Origin of the sequence: Candidatus Accumulibacter sp. ACC005, assembly GCF_907163215.1 — a bacterium.
Classification (GTDB): domain Bacteria; phylum Pseudomonadota; class Gammaproteobacteria; order Burkholderiales; family Rhodocyclaceae; genus Accumulibacter; species Accumulibacter regalis.
The window spans coordinates 97,074-110,378 of the sequence record NZ_CAJQUB010000016.1; the positions used below are offsets into that span (position 1 = coordinate 97,074).

Genomic DNA, 13,305 nt, shown 5'->3' on the forward strand with positions numbered 1-13,305 from the left:
AAGCGCCGGCGTGACGGCACTCAGGTTTGGGCCGCGGAGTGTGTCGGGCGCGCGCCGGGGCGACAAATGCCCGGGTCAGTCGATCGGCGTCTCGACCGAGTCGGCGAACAGCAGCTCTTGCTGCCGCGCTGGCGCACGATCCGCGGCAGCACGGCGCGTCGACAGCGCACTGACGCGTACCCCGAGCAGGCGCAGCCTGCGGTCGAGCGGCACGCGGCGCAGGCATTCGCCGGCGGCGCGGCGGATCGCCTGCGCGTCGTCGATGGCGGCGGGCAGGGTCAGGTCGCGGGTGACGGTCTGGAAGTCGGCGAAACGCAGCTTGACGCCGATCGTCCGCCCCTGGTAGGCCTTGCGGCGCAGGTCCTCGGCGACCTGCGTGCATAGCGCGGTGAAAATTCCGCCCAGCGTCTGGCGATCGGCGCGCGGATGAAGGTCGCGTTCGAAGGTCGTTTCGCGGCTGATCGATTTCGGCTCGGACGAGGTGCTCAGCGGTCGTTCGTCGATGCCGTGCGCGGCGGCAAGCAGCCAGCTGCCGTAGCTGCGGCCGAAGTGCTGCTGCAGGAAAGTGGCGTCGGCTTGCGCCAGATCGCCGATGCAGTGGATGCCCAGCGTCGCCAGCCGCGCGCTGGCTTTCGGGCCGATGCCGTTGATCTTGCGCGCGGCCAGTGGCCAGATGCGCTGCGTCAGGTCCGCCGCGTTGAGCAGCGTCAGTCCGTCCGGCTTGTCGAGATCGGAGCCGATCTTGGCGAGCAGCTTGTTGGCGGCGACGCAGATCGAGCACGACAGCCCGGTGGCGGCGCGTACGGCGTCCTTGATGCGCTGCGCGAGGGCGCGCGTGTCTTCGGCGAGCGCGCTCAGGTCGATGTAGATTTCGTCGATGCCACGGTCTTCGATCTGGGGCGCGACCTGCGCGACGGCGGCCTTGAAGAGGCGCGAGTAGTGCCGGTAGGCGGCAAAATCGACCGGCAGAAGGATTGCCTCGGGTGCCAGTCTGGCCGCCTTCATGATTCCCATCGCCGAAAAAACGCCCAGGGCGCGCGCTTCGTAGGTGGCGGTGGTGATCACGCCGCGGCCGGCGTAGTCGCGCAGGCGCGCAAAACGCCGCTCGCCGTCGGCGAGCAGCAGCGGCTGCTGCGCACGACTGCCGCCGATGACCACCGGCAGGCCGCGCAACTCCGGGTAGCGCAGCAACTCTACGGAGGCATAGAAAGCGTCCATGTCGAGATGGGCGATACGGCGCTGCGGCGGCGTATCGCGCGGTGCGCCAGCGGCCGGCATCAGTAGAGCAGGAAGGCCTTGCGCGCGTCTTCCCAGGCGTCTTCGTCGGCACGGGTCAGCGCGTCGAGGTCGGCCGGGGTTGCCGCCGGGTCGTCGACCCATTCGCGCAGCAGCGGCGAGCCGTTGATCAGGTCGATGGCCAGGCGCTGGTGTTCGTATTCGTAGGCGAAATCGCGCCACAGGGGGTAGTCCGGCTGCACCTGTCGCAGCGCCTTGAAGGCCAGGCTCTGCAGGCGCCACGGGCGGAACCAGGCGTGCTGGTAATGGACGTCGTCGACGTGGATCTGTATTCCCTGGCAGAGCCTGCCGGCGTGCTTGTGGAAGGTCGGTTCGAACCAGCAGGCGCGCAGCCGGCAGCCGAGCAGCCAGTCCGGCGCCAGTGCGTTCATGGTCCTCAGCAGCTGGCCGGCGTCGATATCGGGAGCGCCAAAAAGCTCCAGTGGGCGAGTCGTTCCGCGCCCTTCGGAGAGTGTCGTCCCTTCGAGCAATACGGTGCCGGCGTAGCAGCGCGCCATCGACACGTTCGGCGCGTTCGGGCTGGGGTTGATCCAGCTGCGCTGGCCGCCTGGCCAACCGTAGCCGGGCGCCGCGGCGGGTGCCCAGCCGTGCATGGCGATGACCGTGCAGTCGACGTCGAGGTCCAGCGTGGCGATGAACCAGCTCGCCAGTTCGCCCATCGTCAGGCCGTGGCGCATCGGCAGCGGTCCGGCGCCGACGAAACTTTCCCAGCCCGGGCGCAGCAGCAATCCCTCCAGCGGGCGGCCGGCCGGGTTCGGGCGGTCGAGTATCCACACCTCCTTGCCGTGCTCGGCCGCGGCTTCGAGCAGGTAGCGCAGGGTGGTGATGAAGGTGTAGATGCGGCAGCCAAGGTCCTGCAGGTCGATCAGCAGGACGTCGAAGCTGTCGATCATCGCCGGCGTCGGACGGCGCACGTCGCCGTACAGGCTGAACACCGGGATGCCGTGCTCCGGGTCGACGAAGTCGGGCGATTCGACCATGTTGTCCTGCTTGTCGCCGCGCAGACCGTGTTGCGGCCCGAACGCCGCGCTCATCCGCAGGTCGGGCAGCGCGGCCAGGGCGTCTAGGGCGTGTGTCAGGTCGGCGCTGACCGACGCCGGGTGGGCGACGAGTGCGATACGGCGGCCGAGCAGCGGCTTGCGCAGCTGTGCCTCCTTGAGCAGGCGGTCGAGTCCGAAGTCGATGGCGGGCATGCGACTTTCCTTCAGGCAGGGGACGACGGGGACGAAGACGACCGCGGCGGCAGTTCGAGGGCGAAACCGTCGCGGCGGTGAAAGTCGGGCAAGGGCGCGGGGTGGCGCAGCGCCCAGTAGCTGTGGCAGCCATCGACGGTGTCGGCGGCTTCGACGACTGCCGCCAGACCCACCTCCAGCGTCGCTGCGGCCACCATCGGCGGCAGATCCGCGGGGGCAACTACGGCCTCGATCTCGAGCCGGCCGGCGAAGCGCCTGGCGACGATCTGGGGTGCGCTGAAGCACCGCACCGCTTCGTCTCGCTGCCGGTAGCCCGAGAAGGCATAGCTTGCCCATTGACCGGATGGCGAGAAGTTGAACTCGCGGTAGGCGGAATCGCCCGTGACGCCGACGAAGGCCTCGAAGCAGGTGTGCTCCCACAGGCCGTCGGTGCAGTCCGGCGTGCGCGGCTCCGGAATCAGCAAGCGCACCATGTCGCCGCGCAGGCACCAGGCGAGATCGAGATGCCCGTCGGCGCGCAGTACGGCGTGCACGTCGATGCTGCGCACGACGGGAGCGGGAGTGGCGGGATGCGGGCGCAGGGTCAGCGTGAATTCGCTCGGGAACATGGGGCGGAAGGGCGTCGTGGCAAGGTGATCGGCGGGGTAGCGCGTGGCGTGTTTCAGAAGCTGCGGGGGCTATGTTGGCGCAAGCCTTCGCGCAACGCAACGGCCGCGCCAGTCGGGGGCTGGAAGCGGCTTTCAGGCTTCCGGACAGCATTATTGTGTCAGTTATGTTTCCGTATTCCTAGAGGAGAAGACGAGTGATATCCACCACGCTGGCAGTGATGGTAAGGGCTGCAGCCTCAATTCCCAGGGCCGTCTCGACATGGCAAGACCATTAAAGTTCAATATTTGTGTCGGATAAAATGGCGATTGACTGGGCGCGAGAAAGAGGTAGATACTGCGCCTCGCAGCGCGACGGCGTTCAATAATCACACTACGGAGGTGCCTGTGTTCGGTATCCTGGGAATTGTACTATCGCTGGTGCTGCTGATCGCTCTCGCCTATCGCGGCTGGAACGTGATCATCATTGCGCCCATCTGCGCCATGGTCGGACTGCTCTTCGGCGGGCTCGATGCGCCGATCATCGCCACCTACACGCAGGTCTTCATGCCCGCACTGGGTAATTACCTGATCAAGTTCTTCCCGCTGTTCCTGCTCGGTGCGGTCTTCGGCAAGCTGATGGACGACTCCGGTTGCGCACGGACCATCGCCCACAAGATCGTCGAGTGGACCGGCAAGGAACGCGCGATCATCGCCATCATTCTCGCCTGCGGCGTCCTCACCTATGGCGGCGTCTCGCTTTTCGTCGTCGCCTTCGCGGTTTTTCCGGTCGCCATCCAGATGTTCCGTGAAGGCAACCTGCCGAAACGACTGATCCCGGCGGCCATAGCGCTCGGCTCGTTCACCTTCACGATGTCGGCATTGCCCGGTTCTCCGGCGATCCAGAACGCTATCCCGATGCCGTATTTCCATACCGACGCCTTCGCCGCGCCGGGTCTGGGCATCATCGCCGGGCTGGTGATGTTCGGTTGCGGCAGTGCCTGGCTGATGATGCGTGCGCGGCGCGCGCGCAATGCCGGCGAAGGCTACGGTGATGACGAGCCGGCCGCCGTCGCGGGCGACCCAGCGTCGATGCCCGCCGGTGACATGCCGTCATTCACGGTGGCGATCATCCCGGTTCTTCTGGTCCTGGTGCTCAACTTCATTTTCAGCAAGTACATCATCCCGGCGATGGACACCGACTACCTGGCGCTGCCCAAATACGGCAAGACGACGGTCTCCGCTGTCGGCGGCACCTGGGCGATCATCCTGGCGATGCTGATCGCCTGCGTGGTGCTGATTGCTCTGACCTGGAAGCGTTTCCGCAACGTTCGCCAATCGCTGACCGATGGCGCGCTCGGTTCGATGCTGCCGATTCTCAACGTCGGTTCCGAGGTCGCCTACGGCGGGGTGATCGCCAGCCTGGCATCGTTCATAATCATCAGGGACTGGCTGATGGCGCTCACCGACAATCCGGTTATTGGGCTGGCGATCGTGGTCAACGTCCTTGCCGGCATTACCGGATCGGCTTCCGGTGGCATGAGCATTGCGTTGCAGGCTGTCGGCCAGACCTACCTCGAGCTGGCGCAGGCGGCAGGCATCACCCCGCAAATCCTGCACCGCGTTGCCGCGCTCGCTTCGGGAGGCCTCGACGCGCTGCCACACAACGGGGCCGTGATCACCCTGCTGGCTATTTGCCGGTTGAATCACAAGCAGTCGTACTTCGACATCTTCATGGTCGCGGTGGCTTTCCCGCTGCTGGCGATGCTGCTGGTCATCGTTCTCAACGGCATGTTCGGCACTTTCTGAGGAGAACGCCGGTGCGCATTCTTTTCGCTTTCCTTGCCGCCTCGCTTGCCCTGGCGCCGCACTCCGGCGCGCAGGCGCAGGTGAGGGCGGACGAGCTGCGTTTGCTGGCTGCGGAGCTTCCGCCCTACACTTTCCAGATCCCGCCAGTCAGCGTTACCGAGACGCCTGGCGTCAAGCAAGGCTTCGTTTATGAGCTGGTGAGCGAAATGGCCAAGCGCGCCGGCCACAGCGGCGTCATCGAGTTCATGCCCTGGGACGCGGCGCAGCGGATCGCTCAAACGCAGCCGAACATCGGCATACTCGCCCTGACCCGCAGTCCCGAGCGGGAAGCCAAGTACAGCTGGCTGGCGAAGATCTACACCGACGATCTGGTCGTCGTCGGCGGCGCCGGCATCGATGTCTCGGGCCTGGACAAGGTCAAGGATCGCCCGATCGGGGTGCTCAGCAACTCTGGCGCCGAGGCACTGCTCGAGGAGCGAGGGTTCAAGCGCATCCGGCCCCATCGCGAAGAGTGGATGAACGCACGCCTGATGCAGCAACGGCGGATCGATGCCTGGCTCGCGCCGCGGCTGATGGTCATCTACGGCATGCGCGAAGTCGGCGCCAACCTCGAGGCGCTCAACTTTGGCGAGATCGTGCGCCAGAGCGAGATCTATCTCGCCGGATCGAAAGACCTGCCCGATGCCGAAGTGCAGAAATGGCGGAAGGCCCTCGAGGAGGTGAAGGCCGATGGCACCTACCAGCGCATTGCCGATCAATACAACCGCCTGAAGGTCGAGCCGATTCCTGATGACATGCGGCTGCGGTTCAGTCAGCCGGTCTGGGAGTAGGGGGTTGGCGCGCTCGCTCGTGGCGCGCCCCCGGCAATCTTCTGTTGCGTTTCTTTACGACCACGCAGGCGGCTCTGGCGAGCCTCGCCGGCCTCAGCAGCCGGCCAGTCCGTGCCCTTCGCACAGGACCCGCTTGACGTAGGCGAGCACGATCCACAGCCAGAACGTCAGGAAAAAGGCGACGAAGGGGACGTGGCGGTCGACAACAACCTTCGGCGTCAGCCAGCGAACCAGGCGGACGACCGGCCGCGTGACCACCTGGAAAAGCCGATAGACCGGATTGCCGGCGCGTCGGGCGCCGGAGAGCAGGCCGACGGCGCCTTGTCCGAGGAGTGAGAGCAGGGCGACTTCGACCAGCGCACGCAGTATGGATACGACAAACAGATCGGGGTGGCTCATGGTATCTTGGCGTTATCTTCTCGGACTTGCTGCGGGGGCGTGTGCAGATGAATTTCGAGTATTGGCGCCATTATGCCCGCGCCCGGCTGTGGCGCTTCTTCGGGCGCGACGAAAAGGCGTTTGCCGAGTATCTGATCGCCCATCGCCTGCGGCCAGACGACCTGTCGTCGGCGCAGCATCTGGCGTGCATCGCGGCCGAGAGGACGCGTTACGCGCTCGCCGCGGAATGGTTTGTCGAATGCCTGCGTCTGGCGCCCGAAGATGCGGAGATGCATTACAACCATGGTTTCGTCTGCGAGCAGGCCGGCGATCCGCGCGCGGCGATCGCCGCCTTTGCCGAGGCGGTTCGCCGCAAACCGGTGCTCGACCGGGCCTGGTACGGGATGGGTCTGGCGCACGCTCGTCTTGGCGAACACGCTGCTGCAGCGGAGGCATTTGCACGTTCGGTCGCACTGCAACCTATGCACGGCGAGGCTTACTATCTGTGGGGAATGGCCTGTCATCGCGCCGCGCGTCCGCAACAGGTCGAGGAGGTCATCGGACGCCTGGTCGATTTTGACGCCAGGCTCGCTGCCAGGCTGGTGCGCGACGTCGGGCGTGAAGAGGAACTGGGGCCGCTGCTTCCCGAGATGCCCTTCTGAGCGACGAGGCGGCAGCAAGCGGGTCGGGGACGCTCGCTGCGGAGTTCCGGCGTCTTCATGGTCGCTGGTCTATACTGTTTCTGTGTCATTACAATGGCTTGGCGCGCCGCAGCCGTGGCTTGGCAACGGCAACGCCCTGTCCCGCGCTGGCTTAGTGATGGCGAGCGTCGGCTTCTCGGCGGCCATCACGGGTTCGCAGGCTTGCTTTTTCCATTGACGTTGTTGGCGACGAGGAGAGCGGAGATGTGGCGATTCGCAGAGGGGACGGCAGCAATAAGAGAGACGTTTCGGATCGGTCGCAGCGGCTTGCTGTTGGGGCTCGGGCTGCTGACTGTCGCAAGCGCCGCGCAGGCGGCCGTGCTGACCGCGATCCATGACTACCGCTATCTGGTCAGTGGCTTGCCTCTTCCGCAAAGGGAGTTTCCGTCGCTGGTGCATGAGTTCGAGGGCCTGGCCTTCACCAGCGACGGAAGTCTCTGGGCGTCGATCGCGCCCAATCCAACGGACGCCAGAAGGGAGTTGTGGCGGCTCGACCTGGCCAGCAATTCGGTGGCCGAAGTGATTGCCGACAATCACGTGTCGGTCTTCGGTCTTCCGGTCGCCAATCCCGTTGCCCTCGGCGCTGCCGGTGCGCAACTGATCGTCGGCGAGAATTTCCGCTACGCGAGGACGCATGGCATTGCCCTGAACGACGTAGTCTGGGCGTTCACGCCAACGCTCAGTACGCCACAACTGGCAGACTGGAGTTTCTCGCTGCCGCCGGCGCTCTGTGATGGTGTGGAAGGTGCTGCGTCAGTCAATGGACAGGTTTACGTCAGCTGCGGGGGCAGCGGCCGGATTGTCGAGTTTGATCCGCTCAGGGCTCTGCTCGGCAGGCAGTTCTCCCTTGGCGCCTATGCTCTCGGGCTTGAGGCGCTCGACGACCATCGCTTGCTGGTCGGCGACTACAGCACGCACCAGCTACACATCTTCGATCTCGCCCTCGAGCGGATTACCGAGTCGATCGACCTGGCCGATCTCTTCCTGGGCGACAGCAGCGACTATTTTGGCCTGACCAATGAAGTCTATTCTGTCCAGGTGGTTCCTTCGGAGAGTCCCCGGCGCATGCCGGATCCGGACGGCCTTGCCTACCGGGATGGCTCGATCTACATGTCCTTCGATGGCGACCTGCGGATATTCCAGATCGCCTTGGACGTACCTCGGCCGGGGACGCCTCCCCCGGTCGCCTTGAACGTACCCGAGCCAGGGGCGATGGCTCTGGTTGCCATCGGCCTGCTTGGTTTGGCCGGGGCGTTTCGACGCTGGTGCGTATAGCATGGGCGCGGCCGCGGCCAGGGTGACGGCCGGCGGCCAACGAAGCACTGAAAAAGTGGGACGCGGTGACCGTTGCCGGCTGCCGCGTGCCTTATCATCGCCGTCTGCCCGCCGGCATTCATTTGATCGCCGGCCATCCTCATCCCGTAAAGGAGACAAGCATGCCGCTTGACCGTCACCCCATGGCCGCTTCGCTGCGGGTTTCAGATACCGGCAAGGTGGTCTCGGCCAGTGCCGCAGTGCGCCTGATCAACGACGGCGACACCATCGCCACCAGCGGCTTCGTTGGCATCGGTTTTGCCGAGAATATCGCGGTGGCTCTCGAACAGCGCTTTCTCGATGCGGCCGAGGCTGATCCTTCCGGCCTCGGCAGTCCGCGCGACCTGACGCTGGTCTATGCCGCCGGACAGGGCGACGGCAAGGAGCGCGGTCTCAATCACCTCGGGCACGATGGTTTGCTCAGGCGCGTCGTCGGCGGCCACTGGGGGCTGGTTCCCAAGATGCAGCAACTGGCGGTGGCCAATCGGATCGAGGCCTACAACCTGCCGCAGGGAGTGATCACGCACATGTTCCGTGACATCGCCGCGGGCAAGCCGGGAACGATCACCCGCGTTGGACTCGGAACTTTCGTCGATCCGCGCTTTGGTGGCGGAAAGCTGAACGAAAAGACGACCGTCGAACTCGTGCGGCTGATGGAAATCGACGGTGAGGAGTACCTTTTCTACCAGTGCTTCCCGATCCACGTCGGCATCATTCGCGGCACGACCGCCGACGCCGACGGCAACGTAAGCATGGAACGCGAGGCGCTGACCCTCGAAGCACAGGCGATTGCCATGGCCGCCAGGAACTCGGGAGGGATCGTCATCGTGCAGGTCGAGCGCATCGCCGAGCGCGGAACGCTGAACCCGCGCCAGGTCAAGATTCCCGGCATCCTGGTTGACTGCGTGGTGGTCGCCGAAAAGCCCGAATACCACATGCAGACCTTCGTCGAACAGTACAGCCCGGCCTTCGCCGGCGAGATCAAGGTGCCGATGTCGGCCATCGAAGCGATGCCGATGAGCGAGCGCAAGATCATCGCCCGGCGGGCGGCCCTCGAGCTGCGCACCAACGCGGTGGTGAATCTGGGTATCGGCATGCCCGAAGGGGTGGCCAATGTGGCCGCCGAGGAGCAGATCATCGACCTGCTGACGCTGACCGCCGAGCCGGGCGTCATCGGCGGCATTCCGGCCGGCGGGCTCAGTTTCGGCGCGGCGACCAATGCCCAGGCGATCATCGACCAGCCCAGCCAGTTCGACTTCTACGATGGCGGCGGCATCGACCTTGCGTTCCTCGGTCTGGCGCAGGCCGACCGCGAGGGCAACCTGAACGTTTCCAAATTCGGCCCGCGGCTGGCCGGCGCGGGCGGTTTCATCAACATCTCGCAGAATGCCAAGAAGGTCGTTTTCGTCGGTACCTTCACTGCCGGGAACCTTCAGGTCGCGGTCGAGGACGGCAAGCTGCGCATTCTCGAAGACGGCAAGGCGACGAAGTTCGTCGCCGCCGTCGAGCACCGTACGTTCAGTGGCGGGCAGGCGGTGAAATGGGGCAAGACGGTGCTCTACGTCACCGAGCGCTGCGTTTTCCGCCTCTGTGCCGAAGGGCTCGAACTGGTCGAAATCGCTCCCGGTGTAGATCTGCACAAGGACATCCTCGAACGCATGGACTTCGTGCCGGTGATGCACTCCGCGCCCGTGCTGATGGACGCCCGCATCTTCGCTGACCAGCCCATGGGTATCCGTCCGGACCTGCTGGCCATGCCGATGAGCGAGCGCCTTTCTTACGACAAGGAGAAGAATCTGTTCTTCATCGACTTTGCCGGTCTGAGCGTGCGCAGCGCGGCGGACGTCGAGCACATTCGGCAAGCGGTCGAAGAGCGTTTGGCGCCGCTCGGCCACAAGGTCAACGCGATCGTCAACTACGACCGCTTCTCGATCGTTCCGGAGCTGGTCGACGACTACGTCAACATGGTCAAGGGCCTGATGGATCGTCATTACCACGACGTCACCCGCTACACGTCGAGCACCTTCCTGCGCATCAAGCTGGCCGAGGAGCTTGAAAAGCGGCAGGTGCCGGCGCATGTGTTCGCCAGCCAAACCGAGGCGCACGGATACTTCCGCATGCCATGAAGTTTGCGGGTTGACCAGCGTGCTCGCCGTACGGCCTGTCGCCTGTATGCCAGATGGGTCGATTTTTTTCGGCGCGGGCGATTTGCCCCAAGGAACGTGATTTGGTCGGCAGCGTTCGTCTTTTCATGCCGCCAGCTTGCTGTGCGTAGCGATCTGCGGCATGATTTGGCCCGATGCCGACGCTGGCCCGCCACCTCCTTTTCCCCGTGAGCCGATGACCCGACTGCGCCAACGCCCCGCAAACCTGTCGTGCCGCCCGCTGCCGGCCGGCGCCGGGATCTAGCCCGCGCATGGGGTCGCTGACACGCCTGATCCGGGAACTCCTCCAGGACGCCGGGAGGGATCTTGCACCTACGCTGATCGTCGTCGCCATTTTCCAGGCCTTCTTCATCCAGCGCATGCCGGAGAGCCTGGGCGCGCTGGTGGGCGGATTTGCCGCTGTCCTCATCGGTCTCGCCCTGTTCGTGAAAGGCCTCGACGCGGCGATTTTCCCGGCCGGCGAGACGATGGCCTTCGATTTTGCCCGCCGCGGCTCATTTCTGTGGCTGATGGCCTTTGCCTTTTGCATCAGCTTCGCGTCGGTGGCCGCCGAGCCGGCGCTGATGGCCGTGGCCTACAAGGCCGAGGCCGTTTCCGGCGGCAGCATGGGGGCAATGACCCTGCGCATGGTGGCGGCGCTGGCCGTCGGCCTGGCGGTCATGATCGGCGTCTGGCGCATCGTCCTCGGGCATCCGATCGCGCTGTACCTGATACCCGGATACCTGATCGTCGTTGGTCTGACGGCGCTATCCCCTCCGGAACTCGTCGGCCTGGCCTTCGATTCGGGCGGCGTCGTCGCTTCGACGGTCACGGCGCCGCTGCTGACGGCGATGGGCGTCGGCCTGGCGGCGACCATCCGGGGCCGCAATCCGATGCTCGACGGTTTCGGCCTGATCGCCTTCGGCGCGCTCGCGCCAATGATCATCATCCAGCTCTACGGCATCATGTTCTTTGTTCCCGCCGAACATGGCACGGCGGTGATCATGATGCCGAGCGACGACGAGCACCATCTGGGTGCCATGGCAATGCTCGTCAGTTTCCTGAACATGGTCAAGAACCTGCTGCCGATCATCGCCGTCGTTCTCTTCTCGAGCTTCGTCGTCCTGCGCCGGCCGCTCGCCGATCCCAAGGGGCTGGCAGTCGGCATGCTCTTCGTTGCCGTAGGCCTGTATCTGTTCGACGAGGGCCTGCAGATTGGCCTCTTCCCGCTCGGCGACGAAATGACCAGCGGCCTGATGCAGGACGGCGCGGCGATGTGGGTGCTCTATCTCTACGGTTTCCTGATCGGCTTTGCGACGACCATGGCCGAGCCGGCGTTGATTGCGCTGTCGATCAAGGCCGACGAAGTCAGCCTCGGCCAGCTGAAGGGCTTCTGGCTGCGCTCTCTGGTGTCCATCGGCGTCGGGGTCGGCCTGGTCATCGGCTGCGCGCGCATCGTCGATGGGACGCCGATTGCCTACTGGCTGATCCCTGGTTACCTGCTGGTGATTGCGATGACCAAGATTGCGCCGCGCTTCATCATTCCGATCGCCTTCGACTGTGGTGGCGTGACGACGTCGACGGTGACCGTGCCCCTGGTCACCGCCCTTGGCGTCGGGCTCGCCGAGCGCACGCCGGGGCGCGATCCGATGATCGACGGCTTCGGTCTGATCGCCTTTGCCTCGCTAACGCCCATGATTATTGTCATGTCCTACGGCATCATTGCCACCTTGCTGCACAAGTCAAGGAAACGTGTCAGGGAGCAAACCTCATGAAATTCTCTGCTGTCGTGCTGATCGTTCCCGACGAGGACGAAAACAGCGCGGTCGAACTGCTCAAGCAGGCCGGAGCGACCGGCATCACGATCATCAAGGGCAAGGGCTTGCGGCACAACGAACGCAAGACCTTTCTCGGCCTCGGCCTGGAGCGCAAGGAGTCGCTGCTGCTGTGCGTCACGGAACAGCAACTGGCGATGCGTATCCTGCGGGCGGTCAAGTCGCAGATGAAACTTGATCTGCCGGGTGGCGGCCTGGCTTTCTCGATTGCGCTGGGCAGCGTCGTCGGAATCGGGCTGGAGCAGATGAAGCTCTTCCGTCGCGGAGTCGAGGACGGCCTTTAAGCGGTTGCGCGGCGCCGCCTGGGCGCCTTTCGATTACTGACCAGGACCATTGAGTAAAGGAGTTCTCGCAATGCTGGTTGCCGGAATAATGAAGAGAAGCGTCGTCACGATCAACCCGCTGGCTACCGTCCGCGAGGCGCTGATGGTGATGAAGGAAAGCGGGGTCAAGTCGCTGGTTGTCGAGAAGCGTCATTCCGGTGACGCCTATGGCCTGATCGCCTATCGCGACGTCGCCAGGGCGGTGATTGCCGACGACGGCGACATCGATCTGCTCAACGTCTATGACATCGCGCAAAAGCCAGCGCTGCAGGTTTCGCAGCACCTGGAAGTTCGCTACCTGGCGCGCTTGATGATCCAGTACGCGGTGAAAAGCGTGCTGGTGATCGACAACAACGATCTGCAGGGCTTCGTCTCGGATACCGATGTCGTCGGCAGCCTCATCGAACGGGCAGCAAAGGAAGGCTAGAGTCCGCCAGCCATGGAAAAGAAAATTCGCCGCTATTCGGCCTTCATCCCCCGCTGGTGCCAGGCTTTTGGCGACCACGCGCCTGATCCCGGCGGCGAAGGCCGGGCCGTCGAATGGCTGCTTGGCGCCGACAGCGTCGGCGTTGTCGTCCTGCCCGACATTCGGCGCTTTCTGACCCACGAGCTGCTAGGTGCGCAACAGCCCGCGCTCGAGCTTGGTGAACGCTTCGTACGCCTCAACCAGCGCACCTACGCCGAGATGAATATTCTCGGACATCCCGGTTACACCGCCCTGCGCCAGTTGCTGCTTGCTGCAGACGATGCGTACATGTTCCTCACCTATCATCTGATCTACCCGCCGGGGACGCGGATCATCACCATTTCACGCAAGCCGCCGCTGCCGCTGCTGTACAAGGAAATGGCGCCGCTGCCGATCACCGTCAGCGACTGAGCAGCGGGTCCGGCGCCGCCG

Annotated in this window: 13 protein-coding genes; 9 read left to right on the top strand and 4 right to left on the bottom strand. The window is 64.6% G+C overall.

Features of this window, described 5'->3' with window-relative positions; translation table 11 throughout:
- Positions 1-75: 75 nt before the first annotated feature.
- From dinB to QZ613_RS19545, 3 genes are read right to left on the bottom strand one after another with little or no spacing between them, the layout of a single operon-like run.
- Positions 76-1,278, bottom strand: a complete 1,203-nt coding sequence (gene dinB, locus QZ613_RS19535) for a DNA polymerase IV (protein ID WP_291983680.1) — start codon at positions 1,276-1,278, stop codon at positions 76-78.
- Entirely contained in the window at positions 1,278-2,489 is a 1,212-nt protein-coding gene (locus QZ613_RS19540; protein WP_043562972.1) for an exo-beta-N-acetylmuramidase NamZ domain-containing protein, read from the bottom strand. The genes dinB and QZ613_RS19540 overlap by 1 nt, the downstream gene beginning before the upstream one ends.
- A gap of 11 nt (positions 2,490-2,500) precedes the next feature.
- Positions 2,501-3,097, bottom strand: a complete 597-nt coding sequence (locus QZ613_RS19545) for a DOMON-like domain-containing protein (RefSeq protein WP_043562974.1) — start codon at positions 3,095-3,097, stop codon at positions 2,501-2,503.
- A gap of 384 nt (positions 3,098-3,481) precedes the next feature.
- Here QZ613_RS19545 and QZ613_RS19550 point away from each other — a divergent pair, with 384 nt between their 5' ends.
- Together QZ613_RS19550 and QZ613_RS19555 are read left to right on the top strand one after the other, a co-directional pair.
- Positions 3,482-4,882 (top strand): GntP family permease, encoded by a 1,401-nt coding sequence (locus QZ613_RS19550; protein ID WP_043562976.1) that lies wholly within the window; start codon positions 3,482-3,484, stop codon positions 4,880-4,882.
- A gap of 11 nt (positions 4,883-4,893) precedes the next feature.
- Positions 4,894-5,712 (top strand): transporter substrate-binding domain-containing protein, encoded by an 819-nt coding sequence (locus tag QZ613_RS19555; protein WP_043562978.1) that lies wholly within the window; start codon positions 4,894-4,896, stop codon positions 5,710-5,712.
- Positions 5,713-5,805: 93 nt separating this feature from the next.
- Here the strand turns inward: QZ613_RS19555 and QZ613_RS19560 are convergent, their stop codons facing one another.
- Positions 5,806-6,111 carry a hypothetical protein gene (locus QZ613_RS19560; protein WP_043562980.1) on the bottom strand — a complete coding sequence of 102 codons (306 nt, stop codon included), beginning with the start codon at positions 6,109-6,111 and terminating at the stop codon, positions 5,806-5,808.
- 47 nt (positions 6,112-6,158) lie between these two features.
- On the opposite strand from QZ613_RS19560, the gene QZ613_RS19565 reads away from it, so the two are divergent.
- The 7 genes from QZ613_RS19565 to QZ613_RS19595 all read left to right on the top strand — a co-directional run bounded on the left by QZ613_RS19565 (position 6,159) and on the right by QZ613_RS19595 (position 13,284).
- Positions 6,159-6,752, top strand: coding sequence for a tetratricopeptide repeat protein (locus QZ613_RS19565; protein ID WP_043562983.1), 594 nt, complete (start codon positions 6,159-6,161; stop codon positions 6,750-6,752).
- A 243-nt stretch (positions 6,753-6,995) separates the two neighbouring features.
- Positions 6,996-8,066 carry a PEP-CTERM sorting domain-containing protein gene (locus QZ613_RS19570; protein ID WP_291983682.1) on the top strand — a complete coding sequence of 357 codons (1,071 nt, stop codon included), beginning with the start codon at positions 6,996-6,998 and terminating at the stop codon, positions 8,064-8,066.
- A gap of 161 nt (positions 8,067-8,227) precedes the next feature.
- A complete protein-coding gene (locus QZ613_RS19575; protein WP_043562987.1) occupies positions 8,228-10,231 on the top strand; it encodes an acyl CoA:acetate/3-ketoacid CoA transferase in 2,004 nt (667 codons plus the stop codon).
- 290 nt (positions 10,232-10,521) lie between these two features.
- Positions 10,522-12,024, top strand: a complete 1,503-nt coding sequence (locus QZ613_RS19580) for a DUF1538 domain-containing protein (RefSeq protein WP_043562989.1) — start codon at positions 10,522-10,524, stop codon at positions 12,022-12,024.
- A complete protein-coding gene (locus QZ613_RS19585; RefSeq protein WP_043562991.1) occupies positions 12,021-12,368 on the top strand; it encodes a hypothetical protein in 348 nt (115 codons plus the stop codon). The genes QZ613_RS19580 and QZ613_RS19585 overlap by 4 nt, the downstream gene beginning before the upstream one ends.
- 70 nt (positions 12,369-12,438) lie before the next feature.
- The gene (locus QZ613_RS19590) at positions 12,439-12,834 is read left to right on the top strand and encodes a CBS domain-containing protein (protein ID WP_043562994.1); all 396 of its coding nucleotides are present in this window, start codon (positions 12,439-12,441) and stop codon (positions 12,832-12,834) included.
- 12 nt (positions 12,835-12,846) lie between these two features.
- Positions 12,847-13,284, top strand: a complete 438-nt coding sequence (locus tag QZ613_RS19595; protein ID WP_043562996.1) for a hypothetical protein — start codon at positions 12,847-12,849, stop codon at positions 13,282-13,284.
- Positions 13,285-13,305: the final 21 nt, after the last annotated feature.